This is a genomic window from Variovorax sp. GW460-12-1-14-LB1 (genome assembly GCF_059423605.1).
Genome location: NZ_JBWKYF010000005.1, coordinates 15,173 through 41,281, shown reverse-complemented (window position 1 = coordinate 41,281; position 26,109 = coordinate 15,173). Strand labels below are relative to the sequence as shown.

The following is a 26,109-nucleotide window of genomic DNA, read 5'->3' as shown; positions in this document are numbered from 1 at the left end:
GCTATTCCTCGACATCGTCGGCCGCCTCCTGCTGCGCGCGGTGCGTCGTGCAGTTGTCCACGACGCGCCGCAAGGCGCGTGCGTGGTTCCCCGGGTTCTTCGGCGTGCTCCACACGCTGGTGATACAGAACTCGCCGCAGCGGCACTCCGCGTCGTTGTACGGGCAATAAATCCGCCCCCAGGCGTGGCTGCCACCAACTTCCACGCGCCAGCTCTGCCCTTCGGCATGCCTGAGTGCGTCCTCGACCTCTTTCTTTGGATGAGGGGAACGGGCCATCAGCAATCTCCAGTATGGGAATAATCGGCTGGGTTGTCAAGTGACAACCCATCCTCTATGTCAGGCCATCGCACTCAACACCGGCACGATAAAGTTCTCCGGCATCAGCTTTGGCACGTAGGTCCGTCCGTCGATCCAGGCATCGACCATGCTGGCCCACTCCTGCAGCATGTGGCGCCGCTGCTCGGCGTATTCGGCCTTGTTGTAGATCGACCGCGAGGAACGCCCCTCCTCGTGCGCAAGGCACTTCTCGATCCAGTCGCGGTTGAACCCGATCTCGTTGAGCAGCGTCGAGCCCGTGCGGCGCAGATCGTGGACGGTGAACGGCTCCAGAGGCAGGCCTGCAGCCTTGGCCCGCTGCGCGACGATCTGAGTGACCCGGTTGAGGGTCGCGTGGGACATGCAGCGGTCGGAGTCGTAGCGCGACGGCAGCACGAACTTCGAGCCGGCCGCGCAAGTGTGCAGCGCCACCAGGATGTCCAGCGCTTGGCGCGACAGGTAGACCACATGCGGGTTGCGCCCCTTCATCCGCTGCTTCGGGATGGTCCAGGTCGCGGTCTCGAAATCAACCTCGTCCCAGGTGGCCTCGATCAGCTCGCTCTTGCGCACCAGCGTTAGCAGAATCATGCGCAGCGCCAAACGGATGGTCGGATACGTGGCCACCGACTCCATCTGCCGCGACATCAAACGGATCTCCAGCGGCGACAAGGCGCGGTCCTTGGGTACGAAGGTTGCAATCGAGGCCGCGCCCACGTCGGCCGCCGGGTTGTCCACCTTCTCCCCATGCAGGATGGCGAAGGCATAGACCTGCTTCACGATGTCGCGAACATGCACCGCGGTGGCCGGGGCGCCCCTCCCCTTCACCTTGCCGCACAAGGCGCGCAAGTCGTCGGCGGTGATTTCGTTGAGCAGACGATTCTGGAAGGCCGGCAGGATGTCCCGATCGACGATGCTCTTGCGCATCGCTCGCGTGCTGTCGGCCATCCGGGCGCTGGCCAGCCATTGGGCGGTCATGTCGCCGAAGTTCTTGGCGGCGGTCAGGCGGCGCTTCTCGCGCTGTTTCTCATGCGCCGGGGACTTGCCCTGGGCGACAGCCTTCTTGGCATCCAGCAGCTTTTCTCGGGCCATCGCCAGCGAAATGCCCGCCGGCCCGTAGCGGCCAATGGTCAGGGTCTCGCGGCGGCCGTTGAGACGGTAATCGAAGCGGAAGGTGACGGTACCGGTGGGCGATACCGTCACGTACATTCCGTCCCGGTCAGAAGCCTTATAAGTCAAGGACTTAGGCTTCAAATTGCGCAGTGCGGTGTCGGTAAGCATCGAGGTTTTTCCTCCTGTTCATGACGGCTTTTACCGTCAGGGGTCAGGATGTTGGAGCCGATGGAATATTGACCTCCTGGTTCCCCTGCTCAAACGCCCTAAAATTGCGGTGCACAACCGAAGTAGACCTATCGAATTTCGCTCTAGACCTAACGATGCCCGTCAAGACACCGGCCAGCAAGCGCAGCACCCTTACCGACGTCGCCGCCTTGGCCGCGGTGGATGTCTCCACCGTCTCGCGCGTGCTGTGCGGTGACAAAAATCAGCGCGCCAGCGAAGAGACGCGCAAGCGCATTGAGGCCGCGGCCAAAAAGTTGGCCTATCAGCCGAATCTGCAGGCGCGCAGCCTGCGCACGGCGCGCACCTACACCCTGGGCATCGCGGTGCCACAACTGGACAATCCGGTGTACGCAGACATCATCTTGGGTGCAGAGCGAGGCGCGCGCGACCTTGGCTATTCGCTCCTGATCGCCCACATTGAGCAGCCGGGTGACAACGAAGGTGCCTATGAGCGCTTGGCGCGTATCAACCGGGTGGATGGTCTGCTAGTGACGACGCTGGACGAGAACAGTGTGATGTTGCGCGCCGTGAAGCGCGCCAAAGTGCCTTTCGTGCTGCTCAATCGCAAGGTGCAAGGTGTGCGCAATTGCATCTACTTCGACAGCCGCACCGCAGCACGCATGGCGGTAGATCACCTGATCGGATTAGGGCACCGCCGCATCGCGCACCTATCTGGCCAAGTGAACCCCTCCACCGGTATCGGCCGCTACGCTGGTTACTGCGACGCACTTGCTGCGGCAGGCATTGCACTGGAATCGGATCTGGTACAGGTTTCGGGCTATACGATGGCAGGTGGGGCGCAAGCGATGCTGACTATCCTCAACCGCCAGGGACCGCGCCCGACAGCGGTCTTCGCGCTAACCCTGTCTGCGGCGGCCGGTGCGATGAAAGTGCTGCACGCCGAAGGTATCCGTGTACCTCAAGACATGTCTCTCATAACGGTGCACGACGGCCCGATTGCCGAGGTGATGTTCCCGCCGATGTCGACCGTGACAATGCCTGTCGAGCAGATGGGTTTCGACGGCGCGCAGGCCTTGATCGCATTGATCGACGGCGACCTCCCGCGCGTGGACAGACAACTGGCACCCATGGGGCTGATGCTGCGCCAGTCGACGGCCCCTCCTTCTCGGTAGTGGTTCAGGTAGTCTTGACCATCCGCCCTAAAAGATCGGCGCGCTGCAGCGCCCACACGATGCGCGCGGCATCGGCCTTAGGAAAGAGGTTGCCGATGTAGGGGGCGGCGCAAGTCAGGCGGGCCATCTCGGCGAGTTCCTCCGCGATGACCGCAGTCAGACCGAGGTCGGCCCAGCACACCGGTAGACCCAACGACGCCACAAAGCGCGCATGGTCCTTTATCTCGATCTCAGGCCGATCCTCGGCCACCAGTTGCACAACCGTGCCGAACGCCACCAACTCGCCATGCAACCAGCGCGCCAGCGCGGGGTGCGCCGTGAAGCCGCGCGTCAACGCGTGGGCCAGAGACAACCCGCCGCTCTCGAAGCCCAGGCCCGACAGCAGTACCGAGGCTTCCACGACACGCTCCACTGATGCGTCGGGCGACTGGGTCTGCGCCACGCGCGCCAGCGCGGCCGCGCCGTGCTCGAGGATGGTTTCGTAGCACAGCCGCGCCAGCAAGCGTGCCGTGGGCAGCGAGGGCGTGCCAAAGAAGTTGAGGCCGCCGGCCAGGTGGCATTGTTCGGACTCGAACTTCTTGCTCAAAGCGTCGCCCAGGCCAGCCGCGAAAAAACGCGCGGGCGCGCGCGCCACGATACTCGTGTCCACCAGCACGGCGTCGGGGTTGCGCGCCAGCATCTCCACACCGGCCACACGGTGGGCGTCGTCGTAGAGCACGATGAGCCGGCTGGTCGGCGAGTCGTTGGAGGCGATGGTCGGCACCACCACCAGCCTCGCACCGCATGCCTTGGCCACACCCTTGGCGGTGTCGATGGTCTTGCCGCCACCCAGCGCCACCACAATATCGGCCCCGCTCGGTCCCACGGTGGTCGCCTCTTGCGCCAGCGCGGCGATCACGCTGCTGGAGCACTCGCCGGGAAAGCGCAGGAACGTGGCCTCGTGCCCGCCCGAACGCAGGGAGGTGCGCAGCGCCTCGCCGACGGCGGCCCACACGATGTCGTCACTGATGACCACGATGGCATGGCATCCCAGCTCCGTCACCAGGGGCGCCAGTTGTGCGATTGCGCCGGGGCCCTGGATGTAGCGGCCGGGGAAACCGATGGCCCGCACCGTGATGTCTTCGTTCATTCCTCACCCCAATAGAAGTCGCGGCGGCCGCCATCCAGGCAGACCAACTCGCCATTGATGAAACCGGCCTGCGTCGAGCACAGGAATGCCACGAGCGCGGCCACCTCCTGCGGCTGGCACAGGCGCCCGACCGGATTCTGCCGGCGCAGCAAGTCACGCATCGCGGGGTTGAACTGCGCGATGAGCTCGGTCTCCACATAGCCCGGCGCGATGGCGTTGGCTGTGATGCCTTTGGGGCCCACCTCCTTGGCCAGCGTCTGCGTGAAGCCCGCGATGCCGGCTTTGGCCGCCGCGTAGTGCGACACGCCGGGTCGGCCACCGCCAGTGAAGTTCATCGACGAAGTGTTGACGATGCGCCCGAAGCCGCCTGCCGCCATCAGAGGGATGGCCCCGCGCGACCACAGGAAGGTACTGCGCATGTGCACATGCACCATGAGGTCCCAGGCCTGCGCGGGCATGGTTTCCACGGAGTAGGCCGGTTTGACGCCGATGCCTGCGTTGTTCACCAAGATGTCGAGCCGGCCGAAGCGCTGCTGCACCGCAGCCAACACGCGGACCACGTCGGCTTCGTTGGTCGCGTCGCCCACATAGGCTTCGGCCCGCGCTCCGGCGGCCACGAGTTCGGCCCCACTCGCATGGGCCGCTTCGGGGTCGCGGTCGACGATGGCGATCTGCGCGCCCTCGGCCGCCAGCGCCCGCGCTTCCGCCAGCCCAATGCCCCGGCCCCCGCCGGTGATCAAAGCCAGCTTGCCTTTCAGTCCGAAGTTCATGTTTCTCAGCCCTTCATGGCCCCGGCCGCCAGCCCCTGGATGAAGTATCGGCTGAGGAAGGTGAACAGGATCAACAAAGGCAAGGCTATCAGCGTGGCGCCAGCCATGAGCTCACCCCAGCGCGCGTCGAAGGTGCCAAGGATCGAGGCCAGACCCACTGGCAGGGTCTTCTGGCTGTCGCTACTGACCAGCACGAACGCGAAGATGTAGTCCGTCCACGACAGCAGAAAGGCGAAGATGGCCACCGTGACGATGCCAGGCAGCGACAGCGGCAGCACCACACGGAAGAACGCGCCGGCCCGCGTACAGCCGTCCACCATCGCCGCTTCCTCCAGGTCCAGCGGCATGACCTTGAAGAAGCCCCACAGCAGCCACACGCCCAGTGGAATGGTCAGCGTGCAGTGTGCGGCGATCACCGCCCACAAGGTGTCGGCCAGGCCCAGGTTCGCGAAGATCGACAGCAGCGGGATGGCCAGCAGCAACGGCGGGAACATGTAGGCGTAGAGCATGCTGCCCACGATGATGGTCTTGCCCGGGATGCGGTAGCGCGTCACCACATAGGCGATCAGCACCGACACCACCAGCGTGATGGCCACCACCGCCAGCGCCACCAGCACGCTGTTGCGGAACTGCACGGGGTAGTCGGTCAGCTCCAGCAACGTGCGGTACGCCTTCAGGCCGGTGTCGATGCTGCTGGGCCACAGCGTGGGCGGGGCGAACAGGTCGCGTTCGGGCCGCAGGCTGGATACGACCATCCAGTAGATCGGGAAAAAGGACCACAGGCACATCAGCGCCACACCCGAGAAGAGCGTGAAGCGTGCCAGGGGAGATCGCCGGGCGTTCATGGTTTGGCCTCTTTTTCTTCCAACGGGAAGTAGTGGAAATACACCGCAATCAGCAGCGTGAGCAGCAGGAACGACAGCGTGGCCACCGTCGCGCCGCCGCCCACATCGAACTGGCTGAAAGCGCGTCGGTAAGACAGCACGGGCAGGTGCTCGGTGGCCGATAGCGGACCGCCCTTGGTGAGCAGCCACACCACATCGAACTTGTTGAACATCCAGATGCTGCGCAACAGGACGGTGACGGTTAGCATGGGTGCAAGCATCGGGATGGTGATGTGCCAGAAACGCTTCCAGGCGCTGGCGCCATCGACTCGCGCTGCTTCGTAGAGCGACTTCGGCACGGTCTGCAAAGCGGCCAGGAAGCACACGGTGACGAACGGCGTCCAGGTCCAGACGCTGACACCGATCAGGATCAGCATCGCCGACGTCGGATTCTCGAACCAGGCCGGCCGGCCCAGCCCCAGCTGTTCCGACCAAACGGTGAACAGACCCAGACCACCGTCCAGCAGCCACTGGAAAATGACCGTCACGACCACCGTAGGCAGCAGGTAGGGCAGTACCGTGATGCCGCGCACCAGGGGACGCCCTGGGAACTGTTGGTCCAGCAGCAGCGCAAACAGCACGCCCAGCACGACCTGCGCCGCGATGGTTACGACAGCGAACAGCAGACCCACGCGAAGGGCGTGCCAGAACGTCTCGTCGGACAGGATGCGGGTGTAGTTGGCAAGACCCACCCAGGTCCGTATCGAGATAAAGGACTCTGCGTGGTAGAGGCTCAGTCGGATGGCGTCAAGGACCGGCACCAGGATCAGCAGCAGCGTGACTGCGACCCCGGCGCCGAACGCCCACAGCAGCGCGCGATCGCTGCCGGTTCGTATGCGTTTCATCGCTCTGGACTACAGAACCGTGCGGTACTTTTTCGCCATGATGTCCACGGCTTCAGCCGCAGGCATGTCCTTTAGCAGGCGATTCTGCACCGCCTCACTGATGGCGAAGGTCTCAAACATCTTGCCTGGCCGCAGGTCGATGCGCGAGCCTTCGGTGTCGATCGATCGGATGGTGACATCTTTGTTCGTGAGGATGCCGCGCATGAACTCGACCAATTCGGCGTGTTTCTCCACTAGCGGGTGCGCGCGCCATTGCGGGTCGTCGTAGACGTCCAGCCGCGGGGGCTGAAAGTGCAGCGGTGCCGAATGCAGGAAGTTAATGTAGTGGCGTTCGGTGAACCACTCCATGAACTTGTAGGCCTCGTCCTTCATGGGCGTGTTGAGCAGCACCCATCCGTCGTAACCATGGTTCACTGCCTGGCCCTTGCCAGTGCTATCCGGGTACATGAAGAAGCCGGTTTTCCCCGCCAGATCTGGTGCACGGTCCTCCAGCACTTCCATCAGACGTCCGGCGTAGGGCGCGTGGGCGATCTGCCCGCCGGAGTACTGGCCCAGCACCGTACCGAACAGGGCCTGCGTCATGCCGGTGGGCATAGAAGGCTGCAGCTTCTTCATGAAGTCGAGATAGCGGATCATCTTCGGCTTCATCTCCGCGTTGTCGATCACGAGCTTGAAGTCGTCGTCCAGCAGCTTGGCGCCGTCAGCCCAGAGATAGCCGATGGACATCCATTGCATGGCCGAGTTCGCGCCCAGCGGATGGCCCACGCCGAACTTGCCGTCGCCCGTCAACACCTTGCAATTCTCTGCCATCTGGTCAAAGGTCGTCGGTACTTTCAGTCCCTTTTGCTGGTACAGATCCTTGCGGTAGTACATCCAGCAGAAGTTGTAGTCATAGGGGTACCAATAGTGTTCGCCCTTGACCGGAAACAGGATGCGTGGACCCCACTTGGACTTCTCGATCAACTTGGTCATGGGCGCGAGCTTGCCGGCCTCGGCCAGGATGAGCATATGGCCGGCAAACGCCAGCGTGCCAATGTCGTAGGGCGTGCCACTGGAGATCGATGCCTGCAGTTTGCTGTACGCCTCATCCGGCGGTACCGTATCCACCTGCACCTTCACGCCCGTCAGTTTCTCGTATTCGGCCGCAGCCACGCGTAGTGCTCGTACCGACTCGCGGCCAGGCTCGGCGTTGAGAAAGCGGATGGTTTTGGTCTGCGCATGCACGGCCGGGGCGCCTAGCGCCATCAGCGCGGCGCCAGTGGCGCCACCGCCCAGCAGACGCCTGCGGGAATGCGAGGTCTCTTCTGTGGTGAGTGATTGCGCGGGGGCACTTGTGCGATCTTCAATTTGTGTGGCCATCGTTGTCTCCGTTAGGTTTGTAGTGAAGGGCATCATGTGCCCCGGGGCAGGGTCTCTTCTTGTTATGGGGAAAACGCTCGGGAACTCAGGGGGGCGGTGGCAACAGGCTGGCGCCGTCCTCCGCATCGAACAGGTGGACCTTCTGCGGATGCAACGTCAGGCGGCAGGCCGCGCCACGGGTGAATCGGTCTTCGCGGCCGCCCAGGACGCGCAGGCTGTTGCCCGCGCCGATGTCGCAGACCAGCAAGGTCTGCGAGCCAAGTTGCTCAACCAGGCCCACCGTCGCGGCGATCTCGCCGGTGTCGTTGGGCACCAGATGCTCGGGTCGCACACCCAGTACGACGCGGCGTGCAACGGCCGGCGCGCTGCCCCCGATCCAGCGTTCGCGAGGGATCGGCACCTGCACGCCCGGCCCGTCGAACCTCAGGCCCTGAGCATCGGCCACCAGCTCACCTTCAATGAAGTTCATCTCGGGCGCACCGATGAAGCCGGCCACGAAGCGGTTGGCGGGGTGGTCATAGACCTGCAGCGGCGTACCCACCTGCTGCACCCGACCCTGGTGCATGACGACGATGCGGTCGCCCAGTGTCATGGCCTCGACCTGGTCGTGCGTGACGTAGATCATGCTGGTGTGGATGCGCTTGTGCAGCTGGCCGATTTCCTCTCGCATGCGCACACGCAGTTTGGCGTCCAGGTTGGATAGCGGTTCGTCCAGCAGGAAGGCGTCGGGCTTGCGCACCAGCGCGCGGCCCAGCGAGACGCGTTGCATCTGCCCGCCCGACAGCTGACGCGGCTTGCGCTCCAGCAGATGTTCAATGCCGAGGATCTCGGCCGCCCACTTCACCTGCTGCGCAATCTCGGCCGGCGCGGTCTTGCGCATGCGCAGGCCGAAGGCGAGGTTTTCGTACACCGTCTTGTGTGGGTACAACGCGTAGTTCTGGAACACCATGGCGATGTTGCGGTCCTTGGGTTCCAGGTGCGTCACGTCACGCTCGCCGATGCAGATGCTCCCGCCGCTGGTGTCCTCCAGCCCGGCCACCATGCGAAGCGTGGTCGATTTGCCGCAACCCGAAGGGCCGACCAACACGACAAATTCTCCGTGCGCTACTGTCAGAGAAAACTCCGAGACGACCGAGACCGGGCCGAAGTCCTTGCGCAGTTTGTTCAGTACGATCTGCGCCATCAGGTTGCCCCTTTCGCCGAGTCTGCAGTCATGGTGGGCAGGCGTGACAGCGCGTGGTTTACGTCAGCCAGCCCGCGCTGGGCTTGCTTGTACAGCGCGAACAGTTCTGTGTAGTAGGCCGCGCGACGGGGATCGGGCCGCGCCGTTTCCATCACCTCGGTGCAGGCAAGGGCGGCACTTCGCTCGTCGGCGAAGACGCCGATGCCCACGCCAGCCAGCAAGGCCGCACCGAACGAAGCGTCGGTGGTGCGGGGGAGCAGAATGTCGATGCCCAGCACGTCTGCCACGATCTGCCGCCACACGGTGCTTTTGGCGCCGCCACCAATGATACGGGCGCGCTGGATCGCCATGTTCTCGGCGTTGAACTGCTCTTGCACTTCGCGCAGGGAAAACGCAATGCCTTCGTACAGAGCTCTCACGAAATGGGCGCGGTTGTGGCGAAACGTCATGCCCACGAAGTCGGCGCGCAGCAGCGGATCCCAGTACGGCGCACGCTCGCCTTGCAGGTAGGGGTGGAACAGCAGTCCGTCGGCGCCGGGCGGCACCGTGCCGGCCAGCCGGTCCATCTCGGCGAACGCGGTGCTGCCACTGGTAGCGCCTTGCATGAAGAAGGTGTCGCGTAGCCAGCGATGGGCCGAAGCGCAGCTGTTGGTGCCGGTGATCGTGTACCAGAGGCCAGGGACGGCCAACGGATAGTTAATCAGCGTGGGGTGTACGTGCGGCGCGTTGCCCACGATGCTAACGGTGCCCGCCGTGGCGAGCTTCACCGTACCGTCGCCCGGGGTGATGGAACCGGCCCCGAAGGTTTCGATCGAAGTGTCGGAAGTACCGCAAACCACCGGTGTGCCGGCGCGCAGGCCACATTGCTGGGCGGCTTGCGCCGTGACCTCACCGACCACGGTGGTCGGCTGCACCAGCGGCGGCAACGTGTCCAGGGGCCAGCCGATCATGTCGCACAGCTCCGCAGACCAACGGTCCTGCCCCGCGTCGAAGAGCATCGTGCCCACGGCTTCGGTACGGTCTGTCTCCCATGTTCCGGTCATGCGCGACCGCAGCCAGTCCTTGGCCACGTAGACGCGGCGCGTGGCACGCACCACCTCGGGTTCGTGGGCCACCAGCCATTTAAACTGCGGCAAGGTCCAAGTCGGTGTGGGTCTGTTTAGCGCGGTGCGCAGGATCTGTTCGCCGTGCGCGTCCTGCAGTTCAGCGGCTTGCGCGCCGCTGCGCTGGTCGCTCCAGAGAATGGCAGGGCGCAGCACGCGGCCCATCGCATCTTCCAGCACGGGCGTGTGGGCACCCGCGCTGAACGACACGGCGCGAATGTCCCCCGCAGTCAGGCCTGCCTCGGCCAGCGCGCGCGGCACGGTATCGCACACGGCGCGCCACCAGTCGTGCGGATCTTGCTCGCTCCAGCGGGGTTGCGGCGAATGTGTAGCGATGTCCATGGAGGCGCTGCCGCCGATGTGACCATCGCTGCGCACAACCATGGTCTTGAGGCTGCCCGCGCCGATGTCGATGCCCATCAGCCAGGCGTGCTGCACGGGGGCTTGCGCGCTCATGACGTGCCTTTCAACGCCGCGTCCAGCACGGCGGGCATGTCCAGGCCATAGGTACAGTGGCCTCGGCTGGCCACGAGCGCATCCCGGCGCTGCAAGGCCTGCATCACGCCGCTGTCGACGTCCAGGCGACCATCCAGATAGGCCAACGCCATCAGCGACAGCGCCGACGGCGTGTGCGATTCCATCTGCCGCGCTGCCTCTGCGGGATAGGAGGGTCGGCACGTGTTGGGGCAGTAGGCGCACACACGCAGGCTGACCACGGGATCTTGCGAGGAGGCTGGAGCAGAAGCGGCGCTCATGCTGCACCTCCTACGCTCAGGGAAACGGCTCCATCCGGAGCGCGCAGCCCCACCTTGCCTGGGTTGATCAAGTTGTGTGGGTCGATGCCGTCCTTTAGGATCTGCAGCAGGTCCATGCCGGTGTTCAGCTCTTCGCGCAGCCATTCGTTGCGGAACACACCCACACCATGGTGGTGGGAGATCGAGCCGCCCAGTGCCAAGCAGATCTGTTGCAACTCGTTCCACGCTTGGTGGTGCATGGCTAGGGCCTGAGCCTCGGGCATGGGCGGCAGGCGCAGCGTCATGTACTGGCAGGCGCCCTCGGGGTAGATGTGCGACCAGTGCGCGCCAAAGTAGGCCTGTGGGTGCAGCCCAAGCACTGCCTCGCGCATGCGCTGGTACATCGCTGGCAGCGCACTCCAGGCGCCGGTAATCTCGATGGTGTCCATGTAGTAACCCGCGGTCTGCCACTTGATGGAGTAAGACTGGTAGCGTGTTTCGATCCAATGCTCGTAGGGCTTGTTGTCGACCACGCTGGCGCCATGGTTCTCGCAAATGCGCACGGCAAACGCCTCCTCGGCCTGTGCCAACGTCGCAGGGCCACAGAATTGCAGGATTGCGAGCACAGGTTTTTGTTGGAACATTGCCAACCCTTCGGTGCGCTGGCGCGACTCTTCCTCGTCGTACAGTCGCATGACACTGGGTCTGCCTTCGCTCTGCGCGATCTCGCGCAACGCTTCCATCGCGCTGTGCAGCGACGGAAAGGCCAGCGTGACGCCTTTCTGAGTCTGCGGCTTGCGCCCCACCCGCAATGTGAGTTCGGTTATGAAGCCCAGCACGCCCTCAGAGCCGATCAGCAAGTCCTTGATGCTGGGGCCGACCGCACGGCGGGCCACCGGACGAACCGTGAGCCGTCGGCCATCGGGCAGCACGGCTTTCAAGCCGACCACGATGTCCTCGATCTTTCCGTAGCGCGAAGACACCTGACCAGCGCCGCGACAGGCCGCCCAACCGCCCACGGTGGACATGAACAGCGACTGTGGCAGGTGATTGGCTGTATAGCCCCGCTCACCAAGTGCCTCTTCGAAATGTCCCCCATTCATGCCGGATTGCACAACTGCCGTGCCGTCTATCTCGTTGAGCTCAAGCAATCGGTTCATCCGCTTCAAGTCGACCACGACCTCACTGCACAGCGCGATCGCTCCACCCAGCACACCCGAGCCTGCACCAAATGGAATCAGGCGTATGCGCTCTCGATTTGCCAGTTTGACGATGTCAATCAGCTCGTCCTCATTGGCCGGAATGACGATTGCCGCCGGCAAGGTTCCCGGCAGATCACCGGTACGCAGCCGGAACAGGCCATAGGGCAGACGATCCCGGGCATAGGCATATCGGTCCGCGACAGTATCCAGAAAATTTTCTTCACCAACGATATCTCGCAAGGAATGAGCGATGGCCGATGTCAGAGATGTTGCGGACCAAGAGGTTGTTGCGCTTGGGACTTGGCGGGCGTCGCCCGTGAGAGCGCTTGGTGAAACTGTCGTCATATGTCTCCTGTGGTGAATTCCCGAGGGGGGCGCCGCCATTGCTCATGACCGCTCTCCTCGTGAGAAAAAAATCTTTGTTGAACAAACGTTTGTCCAAATTCTTGTAGATACAGATTTCTTTGTCAATGTTTTTGTGAGGCGAGATGCGTGGAGAACGGAAACCACAGCAGTGATCGATCGCGGTCGAGCTCCGTTCTTGAAGCGCTCAACTGGAGCCCGTAATCGCTTTTAGGGAGAATGGCACTTACTTTGGCTCGCCGGCCCGTGCAGCCGTGCGTAAGTGCTTGAAGGCAAAGAGGGGTAGCTGACCCTGGATTGAATCGCCCCGGTTTTTGAGGAGGCTCAACACTCTGAGAGGATTGAGCCATGAAGAAGTCGAACAAGTTCTCACCCGAGGTCCGTGAGCGGGCCGTGAGGATGGTGCAAGAGCACCGTGGGGAGTACCCGTCTCTATGGGCAGCAGTCGAGTCGATCGCACCGAAGATCGGCTGTGTGCCGCAGACGCTGCTGGAATGGGTCAAGCGGGTGGAGGTCGACACCGGCGTGCGCGAGGGCGTCACGACCAGCGAGGCCCAGCGGATGAAGGAACTGGAACGCGAGGTCAAGGAACTGCGCCGGGCCAACGAGATTCTGAAGTTGGCCAGCGCGTTTTTCGCCCAGGCGGAGCTCGACCGCCGACTGAAGTCCTGAAGAGGTTCATCGACGAGCATCGTCATGCCTACGGGGTCGAGCCGATCTGCAGGGTGCTGCAGATCGCCCCGTCAGGTTATTGGCGGCAGGCGGCGCTGGCGCGTGAGCCGCACAGACGCTGCGCCAGAGCACATCGCGACGATGTCCTCATGCCGACGATACAGCGCGTCTGGCAAGCCAACATGCAGGTCTACGGCGCCGACAAGGTCTGGAGGCAACTGGCACGCGAGGGCACGGTCGTGGCGCGATGCACCGTCGAGCGGTTGATGCGCAGGCTCGGGTTGCGCGGTGTGATGCGCGGCAAGATTGTGCGCACGACGATCAGTGACAGAAACGCGATATGCCCGCTGGACAAGGTCAACCGGCAGTTCCGTGCCGAGCGACCGAACCAGCTGTGGGTTTCGGACTTCACGTACGTGTCGACTTGGTAGGGCTGGCTCTACGTGGCCTTCGTCATCGATGTGTTTGCACGGCGCATCGTCGGTTGGCGCGTGAGCAGTTCGATGCGCACGGACTTCGTGCTGGACGCGCTGGAACAGGCTCTCTATGACCGTCAACCGCAGCGGGATCGCAGCCTGATACATCACTCGGATCGTGGCTCGCAATACGTCTCCATCCGGTACAGCGAACGCCTGGGTGAAGCCGGCATCGAACCGTCTGTGGGCAGCAAAGGTGACAGCTACGACAACGCGCTGGCCGAGACTATCAACGGCCTCTACAAAGCTGAGTTGATTCATCGGCGAGCACCATGGAAGACCAAGGAATCCGTAGAGCTGGCGACGCTGGAATGGGTGTCCTGGTTCAATAACCAACGGCTCCTTGGACCCGTCGGGTACATCCCGCCTGCAGAAGCTGAGGCAAACTATTACCGGCAACTCGCCAGTCAAGCCACCACGGTGGCGGCCTGACTTAAACCAACCAGCCTCCACGAATCCCGGGGCGATTCACTGCTACCTGAGCACCGCGAACGGTTGTAGCACCCGACCATAAGCGGAGATTGCAAGCAAAGGCCCATCCAGGCGGCTACTGCATCTTGAATTATTGCGGCCGAATAGGTATGGGATAGGCCTCTTACCTCAAGCTGCAGCCGCCGCTCCAACTCCGGGCAGCGACAACCGCACGATTTTCATCACCGTCGTCCCGAATTGCCGCGTCAACGACCCGATGTTGTACGGAATGCCGTAGCGCGATGCCAGCGCGCGCACGCGCACGGCCAGACCCGGGTACCGGTTGCTGGCAGGTCCGGGAACAGATGGTGTTCGATCTGATGCGACAGGTTGCCGGACAGGACGTGGAACAGTCGGCCGCCGCCGATGCTGCAGGAGCCGAGCAACTGGCGCACGTACCAGCGCGCGCGGGTCTCGTTCTCCTCCTGCGCCTTGGTGAACACATGTACGTCTTCCGGAAAGTGGCCGCAGAAGATGATGATGTAAGTCCACAGGCTGCGCAGCAGGCAGGCCACGGCGCCGGCACCGAATACGACGAGGAACACCGTCAGCAGGGACGGGCCGGCGCCTGCAAGTGCGAACGGAAGCGCCAGGGCGACGCCCAGCAGCGGCCAGGCGATGTAGTCCTTGGTCACCTGGGCCGCCATCTTCCTTCCGGTGCGACGCAACTGCGGGCCAACGGCTTCCATGTGCTTCTTCCGCGTGAAGAACTTGCCCAACTCTAGCTCCTGGATAGCGACGCCCCATTCGAACAATAACGCGAGCAACAAAGCGTAGAGCGGCTGGCCCAAGTGGAAGGGTTTCCAGGGCTGCGCGGCGGACATGCGCAGCAGGCCATAGCCGATGTCCGGATACTTGCAGTCCCTGCACTGCAGAGCATCCAGCGTCAAAGTCATTTCAACGCTGGACTGAGACGCTTGAATGCGATCTCCGAAGGACAACACCTGGGGTCGCTTCGCGCCCGTCGGCAAGTGCCCCGAATGGCTGCGGCAGTTTGGCTCCCTTAAGGATCCTCCCTCGACGTGAACGTGCGCTGGGGCGCTCACGGGGATCGGTGCGAAGTGACTGAACATCCTCCAGGGTGACGAAGGAAGTTTCAAATCCTGCAGAGCGTGCCACCTTCATAACGCTGATACCCAGCCGCTCCGCATGGGCCAAGAGAGCTGGAGTGGAAGTACCAAGTTCATTTGCCAACGTGCAGAGCGGTCGCCATTGACTCAAGAAGTTCTCGACAGACCTCCGGCAGATGCCGTTGATGTGCTTGGCAGAACGAACTACATGTCCAGCAGCCACTAGTGCAGTGCGCGTGAATTTGTAGAACTTAATTTTGTCGGCATACTCAGACGTTCCAGGAGGCTGGAACAGTGAGAGTTGCCAAGACGATTGAGTTGGACGAGACCACCTTGCGGGAGCTTCGTGGGCTTGCCAGGCGTCGTACGGTGGAGGCCAGGCTGCAGCAGCGGGCGCTGGTCATTCTGCTGGCAGCGCAGGGACGGCAGAACAAAGACATTGCCATCGAGGCTGGGCTGGACCGGCGCCAGATTGCGATGTGGCGTGAGCGCTTCCTGGCCGGCGGCATCGATGCGCTGCGCAAGGACGCCCCGCGCAGTGGACGACCGGCCACTATCACCGCCGAGATGGAGTCTCGCATCGTGCAGGCCACGCTGCACGACAAGCCGGTCAACGCCACGCACTGGAGCACTCGCACGCTGGCCGAGCACCTGGGCGTCGGTGCGACGACAATCCGCCGCGTCTGGCAAGGCAACGGCCTGAAGCCTCATCTGAGCCGCACCTTCAAGCTCTCGCGCGACCCACGCTTCGAGGACAAGTTGCTGGACGTCGTGGGCCTGTACATGAACCCACCCGAGCACGCACTGGTGCTCAGTTGCGACGAGAAGAGCCAGATTCAGGCCCTCAACCGCACACAGCCGGGGCTGCCAATCAAACGCGGTCGTGCAGGCACCGTGACCCACGACTACAAGCGCCACGGCACGACCACGCTGTTCGCTGCACTCAACACCCTGGACGGCAGCGTGATCTCGATGTGTCAGCCGCGGCACCGCCACAGCGAGTGGCTCAAGTTCCTGCGGCTCATCGATCGCCGCACGCCCAAGCACCTGAGCCTGCATCTGGTCGTGGACAACTACGCCACGCACAACCACCCCGAGGTGCAGAAGTGGCTGGCCAGCCACCCGCGCTTCGTCATGCACTTCACCCCGACGAGCGCGTCGTGGTTGAACATGGTCGAGCGCTTCTTCCGCGACATCACCGACAAGCGCATCCGGCGCGACAGTTTCACCAGCGTGGCCGAGTTGGAACTGGCGATCGACTTGTACGTGGCCCATCACAACATCGACCCCAAGCCGTTCATCTGGACCGCCAGTGCAACGGACATCCTGGCCAAGGTCACCCGGGCAAAAGCAGCATTGGCGGCGACCGCCGGATAAGTACAGAACAGAGCGGCGCACTGCACTAGGGCGGTCACAACGTCAGCGTGTGTACCCACCAAGCTACCCGCAGCCTTGGCCGAGATGAACTGGCGAGCTGAATCAACGGCTTGTCGAATCCTGAAAGATTCGACGTCCGCGAGGTCAAACATTAACGAGCCCAGCTTGCTACCCGACCTTGCACTGGGCACAATCTTCCCGTCCAAAACCTCACCCAAGAAAATACCTTTGGATCGAACTTCCCCAAGCTTTTTGAGTGCCAGAATTCGATCCAATGATATGAGCTCTTCACCTTCAGAGCTGGGGCCTTGGACTCCATTAGTTGGCTTTCTGGCAATCCCGATCAACCGTTCGGTAAGTGCCTTCAGATCATCTGGCCAGTAGCCCAATCGAACATTTGCAACAGGGTTGCTTGAGTAGTGGCCTGAGCGCTTCAACTGTTGGAGGACGCTCACTGGCAATCCTGACAGCTTCCCGGCCGCGCGAGCTTGGAGGCGATCTTCGCTACGTCTCGGAGTCTGATCCACAACCGAAGCATCTGCGACATAGCGGAAACTCTTGCCAGCTTGAATCGTCTTCGACTGGATGAAGCCTCGGGCAGTCCAATTACGAACGGTGATGGGACGGACGCCTAGGCGCGTCGCTAACGTGACTTCGGAGACGAAGCGTTGCTTGTCAGGTTCTGACCGAAGGAGTTTGTTGTCCACGACAGCCCCGCCCCACTCGTCTTAGTCTGGCGCTCAGCGCAGTCCATCGTCACGCCCTATGTTATCGAGGTGGACAACGCCGGTCAGGTGCGGGCCGTGGGCGAAGCGGCCGCGCCGTACAAGCCGGCCGATGCGCAAATCGCGTTCCACCTGGCGCGCTTCATTGGCGACGTGCGGTCGCTCTCCATCGACCCGATCGTGGTGCGGCGCAACTGGCTCGAAGCCTACGACTACACGACCGACCGCGGTGCCGCGACGCTGAACGATTACGCGCGCACCAATGATCCGTTCTCCCGCATCGGGCAAAGCTCGGTGGCGGTGGAAGTGACCAGCGTGGTCCGCGCCAGCGATGCCTCGTTCCAGGTGCGCTGGATCGAGCGCAGCTATACGAATGGGTCGCCTTCGGGCACCGAGCGGTGGACGGCGGTGCTGTCCGTCGTGTTGCAGCCGCCGCGCACCGAAGAGCGGCTGCGCAAAAACCCATTGGGCATCTACGTCAACGGCCTGTCCTGGAGCCGTGAACTCGAAGCAATGCAAGGAGCAAAACCGTGAAGCCACATTTCCGTAGAACCACAACGCCGCTGATCCTGCTGGCCATGCTGGCGTCTGTCGCAGGCTGCGCCACGCAGGGCAAGCCGCCGCCGGTGATCTCGCTCGACGAGCCCGTGGCCGTCGCTGCAAAGGTCTTGCCTGAGCCTGCGAAGCCCATCGAAGTGGTGGCTGTTCCGGAGCCCTTGCAGTTGCCCGAGCAGATGAAGGCGCTGCCGACCGAGACTGAGTTGAAGCCGGCGCAAGAGCCGGCCGACGACAAGGTGCGTGTCTCCCGCGCGAATGAGGACGCCCGCATCGCGCCGACGCGCGAGGGGTACGTGAATGCGATCCAGGTCTGGCCCTACGCGGACGGAGCGCTGTATCAGGTGTACACCAGCCCGGGTCGTGTCACAGTGATCGCGCTGCAGGAGGGTGAGGAATTGGTGACGGTCTCCGCCGGCGATACTGTGCGCTGGATCGTCGGCGACACGGCCAGCGGCTCGGGGGCCACGCTGCGCGTGAACGTCCTGGTGAAGCCAACGCGCATCGGGCTGAAGACGAATCTCGTCGTCACCACGAACCGGCGCACTTACCTGCTGGAGCTGTCCTCGACGCCACAAGCCTGGATGGCATCGGTGTCGTGGGACTATCCGAAGGATCGGATGCTCGCGCTGCAGAAGCAGGCGCGCGAAGCCCAAGCGGCCGCGCCGGTGGACTCGGGCCTGTCGCTGGAGCAGATCAAGTTCCGCTATTCGATCTCGGGCGACGGGCCCTCGTGGAAGCCGCTGCGTGCGTTCCACGACGGGCAGCGGGTCTACATTCAGTTCCCGGGCGGTATTGCACAGGGCGAGCTGCCGCCCCTGTTCGTGATTGGGGCGCAGGGGGATGGGCAGCTCGTGAATTACCGCTTCCGGTCGCCTTACTATGTCGTCGATCGGCTCTTCGGCGCTGCCGAACTACGGCTGGGTGGGTTCAAGGGCGGCAAGGCCGAGATCGTACGGATCGAGCGCACGGATGGCGCTCAACGCGGGAGCGGATCGTGAGCGAGGCCGGCGCAGCATCCATCAAGGCTGATCCTGAAACGCTGGCGCTGCGCGCGCAGCCGCGCCCTGTCGTTCGCCTGAATCGCCGCGTGCTGGCAGTCGGAGCCGGCACGCTCGCCGCGGCGGTGCTGGGCGGCACGCTCTGGTCGTTGCAGTCGCAGCAGCGCTCCCGTGCTCCTGCGAATGAGTTGTTCAACGTTGATCGCATTGCGAAGTCGGAGAGCCTGGATCGGTTGCCCAAGGACTATGCGGCACTTCCGCCGGTGCAGAAGGCTGCGCCGCCCGTGCTGGGCGAACCGTTGCCTGGCGATCTCGGGCTGGCGATCGTGAAATCGCAGCAGCCGATGGAACAGCGGATGGCGCCGCCTGGTACCGATCCGGCGCAGCTGGCTGCCGAAGAAGCGGCGCGGTCGTCGGTGTTTTTCCGGGGGGCCGGGAGCGGGGCCGGTGGCGGCAGGCCGGCGGCTGCCGCCCCACCTACGACATCAGTGGCCAATCCGAATGCAGGCATTGCCGCTCCGACCCAGAATCCGTTCGATGCAACGGCCGGCGGCACGCTGCCCGCGGTGCCGAACGATCCGACTGCAGCCCAGAACCGGCAGGGTCCGAAGGAGGCCTTCCTGGCGAAATCGGGAGACGGGGCCACGCGCAATCCAGGAACCCTGCAGTTGCCCGCATCGCCGTACCAGGTAATGGCGGGCACCGTGATTTCTGCAGCGCTGGTGACGGGGATCAATTCGGATCTGCCGGGGCAGGTGATCGCCAACGTGACCGAAGCGGTCTACGACACCGCCACGGGGCGGCATCTGTTGGTCCCGCAGGGCTCGCGGCTGATTGGGCGCTATGACAGCCAGGTTTCGTTTGGCCAGCGGCGCGTGCTGCTGGTGTGGACGCGGCTGATCCTGCCAGACACGTCGTCGGTGGCGCTGGACCGTTTGCCGGGGATCGATCCAGCGGGCTATGCCGGGCTCGAGGATGGAGTCGACTGGCACTGGGACCGAATCGTGGCCGGCGCGGCGCTGTCGACGCTACTGGGCGTGGGGGCAGAGCAGGCAGCGCCGGAGAGCCGTACGGACCAGAACGGCAACAGAACGGTGATCGCCATTCGGGAGGGCGCGCAGGACTCGATCAATCAAGTCGGGCAGGATATCACTAAGCGCAACACGAGCATCCAGCCAACGCTGACCATCCGTCCGGGGTTTCCGATGCGGGTGATGGTGAGCAAGGACTTGGTGCTGCGGCCGTACCAGCCATTGTTCTTTGTGCGGGGAGTACCGCAATGAGCGCAGCCAAGCTCCGCCTTGGACCATTGCCAAAGGCAACGACGGTGAGGCTTGCTGTGACCATGCCTGCCGCCCTGAAGGACATGCTCGACCGTTATGCGGCTCAACATTCACAGGCCTACGGCGAGCCGGTTGACGCAGCTTCTCTTATTCCGCACATGTTGGAAGCCTTCATGGCACGCGATCGCGCCTTCAGCAGAGCCGCGGGCAAGCGACCGCCGCCCCGAACTACGACCGGGCACGCTGCAGCAGGTTCTTGATAGATGTCGGCTCCTGCACGATGACGGCATCAACAGTTGCAATGCAATCAGCGTGACAGGATTTCCGTGACGCTGTGGCACGGATGGAGTCGATCATGAGAAAAGGCGAAGAGTCAACCGCTGTCGAGGCCTTTCACCGCGGGCACGTCGAACACTTGCAGAGTTCCGAACAGCGACTCCAATCGGAGGTTCCACTCGCCGTGTCCTACCGGCGCACGATCCGGCGGACGGAACTGCACAAGATGGTGCCGCTCTCCGGAACAACCATCTACGACATGGAGCGTCGAGGCGAGTTTCCGCGCCGGTTCAACCTGACCTCGCGCTGCGTGGTATGGGATCTCGCAGAGGTCGAGGCCTGGATCGAGGCCCGCCGCCAGGTCTCGGACGCCGCGCAAATGAAGCGTGCGCCCTCCCCCGACGTTCGGCAGCGCAAGCGCCGCCCGGTCAAAGCAACGCTTGCGTCGTGATGACCTTCATCGACGGGGGCAGCAAGGTCGGCGTGTGGGACTTGCCTGCCACCCAGGCGTCGATCATGTCGGCCCACTCTTGCAGCATGTGCCGGCGCTGCTCGGCGTACTCGGCCTTGTTGTAGACCCCGCGCGACGAGCGCCCGTCTTCGTGGGCGAGGCACTTCTCGATCCAGTCACTGTTGAAGCCCAGTTCGTTCAGGATGGTCGAGCCGGTACGGCGCAGGTCGTGCACGGTAAAGCCGTCCAAGGGCAGGCCCTTCTCCTTCGCCCGCGCGGCAACCAGTTGCGTCACACGGTTGAGGGTCGCATTGGACATGCACTTGTCGGGCTCATAGCGCGAAGGCAGCACGAACCTGGAACCGCCAGCGCAGGTGCGCAGCGCGACCATGATGTCGAGCGCCTGCTGCGACAGATAGACGTTGTGCGCCTTGGAACCTTTCATGCGCTCCTTGGGGATGGTCCAGAGCGCGTTCTCAAAGTCGATCTCGTTCCAGGTGGCATGGATCAGCTCACCCTTGCGCACCAGGGTGAGCAAGATGAGTCGGAGTGCCAGGCGGATGGTCGGGTACGACGCCACCGTTTCCAGTTGCTGGTGCATCAGTCGGATTTCGACGGGCGACAAGGCGCGGTCTTTCGGCACGAAGGTCGCGATCGACGACGGTCCCACGTCGTCGGCCGGATTGGCCACCTTCTCGCCGTGCAGGATGGCAAACCCATAGATTTGCTTGACGATGTCTCGCACATGGACGGCCGTAGCCGGTGCGCCCCTGCCCTTGACCTTGTTGCAAAGGTCGCGCAGATCGTCCGACGTGATTTCGGTCAGAAGGCGGTTCTTGAAGGCGGGCAGGATGTCGCGGTCGAGGATGCTCTTGCGCATCGAGCGAGTGCTGTCGGCCATCCTGGCACCCTTGGCCCACCTGTCGGTGAATTCCTGGAAGTTCTTTGCCTCCGACAGGCGGCGCTTTTCGCGCTGTTTCTCCTGTGCTGGAGATTTACCGTCAGACACCGCGCGCCGGGCGTCTATACACCTCTCGCGGGCCCTGGCCAACGACAAGCCATCAGCCCCATAACGTCCGATCGTCAGGGTCTCACGGCGGCCGTTCATGCGGTAGTCGTAGCGGAAGGTGACCGTGCCGACCGGCGACACGGTGACGTACATGCCGTCGCGGTCGGTCACCTTGTAAGGGGCCGCCTTGGGTTTCAGGTTCTTGAGAGCGGTGTCGGTGAGCATGGGCGTTCTCCGAGGAGAGAGCACCCTTTACCGTCAAGCGCTCTCAAACTACAAACACGCCCGGAGCCCGCATGAAACCTAGCTTTTCGCCTTGTTTTTTACCGTCATGCGTCGAAACGGGCTGACGGTAGAAATTCTAGACCAAGAAAACGCGATTTGGTCACCGTCAGATCGACCGACACTTTGAGTTGCTTACCACCAATCGTTGCCGATAGACTTCGATATTAAAATACTTATAGATCAACAACTTACGGTGATTTATCGATAGCAGCCGAATGTCCGCGAAATGCGGCAAATCATTCCCACTCGATCGTCGCCGGCGGCTTGCTCGACACGTCGTAGGTCACGCGGTTGATGCCGCGCACCTCGTTGATGATCCGGCCCGACACCTTCTTGAGCAGCGCGTACGGCAGCTCGGCCCAGTCGGCGGTCATGAAGTCGCTGGTCTGCACGGCGCGCAGCGCGACGACGTAGTCGTAGGTGCGGCCGTCGCCCATCACGCCCACGCTCTTCACGGGCAGGAACACGGTGAAGGCCTGGCTCGTGAGGTCGTACCAGGTCTTGCCGGTTTCGGCGTCGGTGAAGTTGCGCAGCTCTTCGATGAAGATGGCGTCGGCGCGGCGCAGCAGGTCGGCGTATTCCTTCTTCACTTCGCCCAGGATGCGCACGCCCAGGCCGGGGCCGGGGAACGGATGGCGGTAGACCATCTCGGGCGGCAGGCCGAGGGCCACGCCGAGTTCGCGCACTTCGTCCTTGAACAGGTCGCGCAGCGGTTCGAGTAGCTTCAGGCCCAGTTGCTCGGGCAGGCCGCCCACGTTGTGGTGGCTCTTGATGGTGACGGCCTTCTTGCTCTTGGCGCCGCCCGACTCGATGACGTCGGGGTAGATGGTGCCTTGCGCGAGGAAGGTCGCGCCCTTGTGGCCGCCGTCGCCGGCCTTGAGTTTGGCGGCTTCCTGCTTGAACACGGTGACGAACTCGCCGCCGATGATCTTGCGCTTGGCTTCGGGGTCGCTCACGCCGGCGAGCTTGCCCAGGAAAAGGTCGCTGGCATCGACGCGAATCACCTTCGCGTGCAGCTTGCCTTCGAACATCTCCATGACCATGTCGCCTTCGTTCAGGCGCAGCAGGCCGTGGTCGACGAACACGCAGGTCAGCTGGTCGCCGATGGCGCGGTGGATGAGCGCGGCGGCCACGCTCGAATCGACACCGCCCGACAGGCCCAGGATGACTTCTTCGTCGCCCACCTGCTCGCGGATCTTCTGCACGGCTTCGGCGATGTGGTCACGCATGACCCAGTCGGGCTTGGCCTCGCAGATGCCGAGCACGAAGCGGTCGATGATGGCCTTGCCCTGCACGGTGTGCGTGACTTCGGGGTGGAACTGCAGCGCGTAGTAGCGGCGCGCCTCGTCGGCCATGCCGGCGATGGGGCAGCTGTCGGTGCTGGCCATGAGCTTGAAGCCGGGCGGCAGCTCGGTGACCTTGTCGCCGTGGCTCATCCACACGTTGAGCATGCCGTGACCTTCGGGCGTGGTGAAGTCGGCGATGTCCTTCAGCAGCGCGGTGTGGCCATGGGCGCGCACGGCCGCGAAACCGAACTCGCGCTTGTGGCCGCCTTCGACCTTGCCGCCGAGCTGGTGGGCCATGGTCTGCATGCCGTAGCAGATGCCGAGCACCGGAATGCCGAGGTCGAACACGGCTTGCGGGCACTTGTCGGTGGTCTCTTCGTACACGCTGGCGTGGCTGCCCGAGAGGATCACGCCCTTGAGGTGGCCGTCGGCCGCGTATTCGCGCACCCACTCGTCGGTGACGTCGCAGGGATGCACTTCGCTGAGCACGTGCGCTTCGCGCACGCGGCGTGCGATGAGCTGGGTGACTTGCGAGCCGAAGTCGAGGATGAGGATCTTGTCGTGTTGCATGGCGAAAGGACTCAGAGCGTTGAAATGTCGAACAGCTTGACGCCCGCGTGCGGCGCCGCCTGGATGAGGTGCTCGTCGAAGGTGGCGAGCGGAAGGTTGAGCGATTTGGCGAGCCAGAGGTAGCCCGCATCGTAGAGCGAGACGCCCGCGTCGATGGCCACGGCGAGCACGGCCTTGTGCTGGGCCGGCGCGAGGTCGTGCAGCTCCACGCGGTGCCGGATGGCGTCGAGCACGCTCCACAGGCCTTCGACGGCCGATGCCGGGATGCGGCCGCTGCGCACGCCGTTGGCGAGGATGTTGGCGCACTCCCATTGCCAGGCGTTGGGCGCCTGCGGCTCGACCTCGTCGCGGCGGATGGCGGCGTAGAGCCTGCGGGTGTGTTCGCTGGCCTGGTCGGGCAGCAGCCAGGCGGCGGTGACCGAGGCGTCCATGACGAAGGCGGTCACGGCTGGCGTCCCTGGTCCAGGAGCTCGCGGGTCGTGGGGCCGGGCTGGATGGTGGCGTGCAGCGCGTCGATCTGCCCGAGCTCGCGGGCGATCTGCTCGTCGGTGATGACGGGTTTGCGGCGCACCGGCAGCATGCGCACGACTTCCTTGCCGTGGCGGGTGATGCGAACCTCCTCGCCCTTTTCGACCAGGTCGATCAGGGCCGAGAAGTTGTTCTTGGCTTCAGCGATGCCGATGGATTGCATTTGGGCCAGAAAATTTGAATCTGGCCCAAATTTTAAGCCGAGTCTGGCCTGACTTTCAAGGTCTGGCCAGATTGGGCTTACTCAGCGCGGTAGTTCGGCGCTTCCTTCGTGATCTGCACGTCGTGGACGTGGCTCTCACGGATGCCGGCCGTGGTGATCTCGACGAACTCGGCCTTGTTCTGCATGTCCTCGATGGTCGCGCAGCCGCAGTAGCCCATGCTGGCGCGCACGCCGCCGGCCATCTGGTAGACGATGGAGACGATCGAGCCCTTGTAGGGCACGCGGCCTTCGATGCCCTCGGGCACGAGCTTGTCGGTGTTCGGGTTGCCGGTGGTCGATTCCTGGAAGTACCGGTCGGCACTGCCCTGCTGCATCGCGCCGATGGAGCCCATGCCGCGGTAGCTCTTGTAGCTGCGACCCTGGTACAGCACGATTTCGCCCGGCGCCTCTTCGGTGCCGGCGAACATGCTGCCCATCATCACGGTGCTGGCGCCGGCCGCGATGGCCTTGGCGATGTCGCCCGAGTAGCGCACGCCGCCGTCGGAGATCAGCGGAATGCCCGTGCCCTGCAGCGCGGTGGCGACGCTGTCGACCGCCATGATCTGCGGCACGCCCACGCCGGCCACGATGCGGGTGGTGCAGATGGAGCCGGGGCCGATGCCGACCTTGACCGCGTCGGCGCCGGCGTCGGCCAGCGCACGCGCTGCATCGCCGGTGGCGATGTTGCCGCCGATGACGTCGACCTGCGGATAGTTCTTCTTGACCCAGCGCACGCGCTCGATCACGCCGGCGCTGTGGCCGTGGGCGGTGTCGACCACGATGGCGTCGACGCCGGCCTTCACCAGGGCTTCGACGCGCTCTTCGGTGCCATCACCCACGCCGACTGCCGCGCCCACGCGCAGGCGGCCGTTGGCGTCGCGTGCGGCATTGGGGAAGCTCGTCTGCTTGGTGATGTCCTTGACGGTGATGAGGCCCTTGAGCTCCCAGTCGCCGTTGATGACCAGCAGGCGCTCGAGCTTGTGCTTGTTCAGCAGCGCCTTGGCTTCGGCCAGCGTGGTGCCGTCGGGCACGGTGATGAGCCGGTCGCGCTGCGTCATGATTTCGCTCACGGGCACGTCGTAGCGGTTCTCGAAGCGCAGATCGCGCCCCGTGACGATGCCGACGACCTTGCCGCCGTCGATCACCGGGAAACCCGAGATGCCGAGCTGGTCGGACAGTGCCATCACCTGGCGCACTGAGTGCGTCGGCGTGATCACCACCGGGTCGCGCAGCACGCCCGACTCGTAGCGCTTGACGCGGGCCACTTCGGCGGCCTGTTGCTGCGCGGTGAGGTTCTTGTGCACGATGCCGATGCCACCTTCCTGCGCGATGGCGATCGCGAGGCGGGCTTCGGTCACGGTGTCCATGGCCGCCGAGACGAGCGGCAGGTTCAGCGTGATGTTGCGGGAGAACTTGGTGGCGAGAGACGTGTCCTTGGGCAGGACTTGGGAGAATGCTGGCACCAACAACACGTCGTCGAAGGTGAGCGCTTTGCCGAGAAGGCGCATGGGTG

At 63.7% G+C, this 26,109-nt stretch carries 23 protein-coding genes, 2 pseudogenes and 1 other annotated feature; of the genes and pseudogenes, 8 read left to right on the top strand and 17 right to left on the bottom strand.

The features are described 5' to 3' along the window. Position 1 precedes the first annotated feature (1 nt). Both AC07Y4_RS04030 and AC07Y4_RS04025 read right to left on the bottom strand, forming a co-directional pair. Positions 2 to 277 (bottom strand): hypothetical protein, encoded by a 276-nt coding sequence (locus tag AC07Y4_RS04030; protein ID WP_494797407.1) that lies wholly within the window; start codon positions 275 to 277, stop codon positions 2 to 4. 60 nt (positions 278 to 337) lie between these two features. After that, entirely contained in the window at positions 338 to 1,594 is a 1,257-nt protein-coding gene (locus tag AC07Y4_RS04025; protein WP_494797408.1) for a tyrosine-type recombinase/integrase, read from the bottom strand. A 155-nt stretch (positions 1,595 to 1,749) separates the two neighbouring features. On the opposite strand from AC07Y4_RS04025, the gene AC07Y4_RS04020 reads away from it, so the two are divergent. Continuing rightward, on the top strand, positions 1,750 to 2,787 hold the full coding sequence (locus tag AC07Y4_RS04020; RefSeq protein ID WP_494797409.1) for a LacI family DNA-binding transcriptional regulator: 1,038 nt from the start codon (positions 1,750 to 1,752) through the stop codon (positions 2,785 to 2,787). 4 nt (positions 2,788 to 2,791) lie between these two features. On the opposite strand, the gene AC07Y4_RS04015 is transcribed toward AC07Y4_RS04020, so the two are convergent. The 9 genes from AC07Y4_RS04015 to AC07Y4_RS03975 all read right to left on the bottom strand — a co-directional run bounded on the left by AC07Y4_RS04015 (position 2,792) and on the right by AC07Y4_RS03975 (position 12,236). Beyond that, positions 2,792 to 3,916 carry a glycerol dehydrogenase gene (locus tag AC07Y4_RS04015; protein WP_494797410.1) on the bottom strand — a complete coding sequence of 375 codons (1,125 nt, stop codon included), beginning with the start codon at positions 3,914 to 3,916 and terminating at the stop codon, positions 2,792 to 2,794. Then, a complete protein-coding gene (locus tag AC07Y4_RS04010) occupies positions 3,913 to 4,686 on the bottom strand; it encodes an SDR family NAD(P)-dependent oxidoreductase (protein WP_494797411.1) in 774 nt (257 codons plus the stop codon). The genes AC07Y4_RS04015 and AC07Y4_RS04010 overlap by 4 nt, the downstream gene beginning before the upstream one ends. A gap of 5 nt (positions 4,687 to 4,691) precedes the next feature. Next, positions 4,692 to 5,531, bottom strand: coding sequence for a carbohydrate ABC transporter permease (locus tag AC07Y4_RS04005; RefSeq protein ID WP_494797412.1), 840 nt, complete (start codon positions 5,529 to 5,531; stop codon positions 4,692 to 4,694). Continuing rightward, positions 5,528 to 6,415: a carbohydrate ABC transporter permease gene (locus tag AC07Y4_RS04000; RefSeq protein WP_494797413.1), complete on the bottom strand. Its 888-nt coding sequence runs from the start codon at positions 6,413 to 6,415 to the stop codon at positions 5,528 to 5,530. The genes AC07Y4_RS04005 and AC07Y4_RS04000 overlap by 4 nt, the downstream gene beginning before the upstream one ends. 9 nt (positions 6,416 to 6,424) lie before the next feature. Further along, positions 6,425 to 7,774 carry an ABC transporter substrate-binding protein gene (locus tag AC07Y4_RS03995; RefSeq protein WP_494797414.1) on the bottom strand — a complete coding sequence of 450 codons (1,350 nt, stop codon included), beginning with the start codon at positions 7,772 to 7,774 and terminating at the stop codon, positions 6,425 to 6,427. Positions 7,775 to 7,859: 85 nt separating this feature from the next. Continuing rightward, positions 7,860 to 8,957: an ABC transporter ATP-binding protein gene (locus AC07Y4_RS03990; RefSeq protein WP_494797415.1), complete on the bottom strand. Its 1,098-nt coding sequence runs from the start codon at positions 8,955 to 8,957 to the stop codon at positions 7,860 to 7,862. Beyond that, a complete protein-coding gene (gene xylB, locus AC07Y4_RS03985; protein WP_494797416.1) occupies positions 8,957 to 10,516 on the bottom strand; it encodes a xylulokinase in 1,560 nt (519 codons plus the stop codon). Before xylB ends, AC07Y4_RS03990 begins: the two co-directional genes overlap by 1 nt. Beyond that, on the bottom strand, positions 10,513 to 10,815 hold the full coding sequence (locus tag AC07Y4_RS03980) for a hypothetical protein (RefSeq protein WP_494797417.1): 303 nt from the start codon (positions 10,813 to 10,815) through the stop codon (positions 10,513 to 10,515). Before AC07Y4_RS03980 ends, xylB begins: the two co-directional genes overlap by 4 nt. After that, on the bottom strand, positions 10,812 to 12,236 hold the full coding sequence (locus AC07Y4_RS03975) for an FAD-binding oxidoreductase (RefSeq protein ID WP_494797418.1): 1,425 nt from the start codon (positions 12,234 to 12,236) through the stop codon (positions 10,812 to 10,814). Before AC07Y4_RS03975 ends, AC07Y4_RS03980 begins: the two co-directional genes overlap by 4 nt. 471 nt (positions 12,237 to 12,707) lie before the next feature. Here AC07Y4_RS03975 and AC07Y4_RS03970 point away from each other — a divergent pair. Next, a pseudogene (locus AC07Y4_RS03970) lies at positions 12,708 to 13,939 on the top strand (IS3 family transposase). Further along, positions 12,986 to 13,102, top strand: a sequence feature (AL1L pseudoknot). It overlaps the preceding pseudogene by 117 nt. A 245-nt stretch (positions 13,940 to 14,184) precedes the next feature. On the opposite strand, the gene AC07Y4_RS03965 reads toward AC07Y4_RS03970, so the two are convergent. Continuing rightward, on the bottom strand, positions 14,185 to 14,874 hold the full coding sequence (locus AC07Y4_RS03965) for a fatty acid desaturase (protein WP_494797419.1): 690 nt from the start codon (positions 14,872 to 14,874) through the stop codon (positions 14,185 to 14,187). Between the two features lie 468 nt (positions 14,875 to 15,342). On the opposite strand from AC07Y4_RS03965, the gene AC07Y4_RS03960 reads away from it, so the two are divergent. The 6 genes and pseudogenes from AC07Y4_RS03960 (at position 15,343) to AC07Y4_RS03935 (ending at position 20,716) form a co-directional block, all read left to right on the top strand. Next, positions 15,343 to 16,425, top strand: a complete 1,083-nt coding sequence (locus AC07Y4_RS03960) for an IS630 family transposase (protein ID WP_494797420.1) — start codon at positions 15,343 to 15,345, stop codon at positions 16,423 to 16,425. A gap of 728 nt (positions 16,426 to 17,153) precedes the next feature. After that, positions 17,154 to 17,684, top strand: a pseudogene (gene trbF / locus AC07Y4_RS03955) (conjugal transfer protein TrbF); the annotation flags it as partial. 44 nt (positions 17,685 to 17,728) lie between these two features. Then, positions 17,729 to 18,706 (top strand): P-type conjugative transfer protein TrbG, encoded by a 978-nt coding sequence (gene trbG / locus AC07Y4_RS03950; protein ID WP_494797478.1) that lies wholly within the window; start codon positions 17,729 to 17,731, stop codon positions 18,704 to 18,706. Further along, positions 18,703 to 19,989 (top strand): TraB/TrbI/VirB10 family type IV secretion system protein, encoded by a 1,287-nt coding sequence (locus tag AC07Y4_RS03945; RefSeq protein WP_494797422.1) that lies wholly within the window; start codon positions 18,703 to 18,705, stop codon positions 19,987 to 19,989. Before trbG ends, AC07Y4_RS03945 begins: the two co-directional genes overlap by 4 nt. Further along, complete coding sequence (locus AC07Y4_RS03940; RefSeq protein WP_494797423.1) at positions 19,986 to 20,249, top strand: DUF2274 domain-containing protein; 264 nt, start codon at positions 19,986 to 19,988, stop codon at positions 20,247 to 20,249. The genes AC07Y4_RS03945 and AC07Y4_RS03940 overlap by 4 nt, the downstream gene beginning before the upstream one ends. A 95-nt stretch (positions 20,250 to 20,344) precedes the next feature. Beyond that, positions 20,345 to 20,716: a helix-turn-helix transcriptional regulator gene (locus AC07Y4_RS03935; protein WP_494797424.1), complete on the top strand. Its 372-nt coding sequence runs from the start codon at positions 20,345 to 20,347 to the stop codon at positions 20,714 to 20,716. Here AC07Y4_RS03935 and AC07Y4_RS03930 read toward each other — a convergent pair. The 5 genes from AC07Y4_RS03930 to guaB form a co-directional block, all read right to left on the bottom strand. Then, positions 20,694 to 21,950: a tyrosine-type recombinase/integrase gene (locus AC07Y4_RS03930; RefSeq protein ID WP_494797425.1), complete on the bottom strand. Its 1,257-nt coding sequence runs from the start codon at positions 21,948 to 21,950 to the stop codon at positions 20,694 to 20,696. The two genes, AC07Y4_RS03935 and AC07Y4_RS03930, sit on opposite strands and share 23 nt — an antisense overlap. Positions 21,951 to 22,246: 296 nt before the next feature. Then, entirely contained in the window at positions 22,247 to 23,866 is a 1,620-nt protein-coding gene (gene guaA, locus AC07Y4_RS03925) for a glutamine-hydrolyzing GMP synthase (RefSeq protein WP_487846896.1), read from the bottom strand. Positions 23,867 to 23,877: 11 nt separating this feature from the next. Further along, the gene (locus AC07Y4_RS03920) at positions 23,878 to 24,297 is read right to left on the bottom strand and encodes a type II toxin-antitoxin system VapC family toxin (protein ID WP_083259193.1); all 420 of its coding nucleotides are present in this window, start codon (positions 24,295 to 24,297) and stop codon (positions 23,878 to 23,880) included. Positions 24,298 to 24,308: 11 nt separating this feature from the next. Further along, on the bottom strand, positions 24,309 to 24,557 hold the full coding sequence (locus AC07Y4_RS03915; RefSeq protein ID WP_070060762.1) for a type II toxin-antitoxin system Phd/YefM family antitoxin: 249 nt from the start codon (positions 24,555 to 24,557) through the stop codon (positions 24,309 to 24,311). 77 nt (positions 24,558 to 24,634) lie between these two features. Next, on the bottom strand, positions 24,635 to 26,104 hold the full coding sequence (gene guaB / locus AC07Y4_RS03910) for an IMP dehydrogenase (protein WP_062477841.1): 1,470 nt from the start codon (positions 26,102 to 26,104) through the stop codon (positions 24,635 to 24,637). Positions 26,105 to 26,109: the final 5 nt, after the last annotated feature.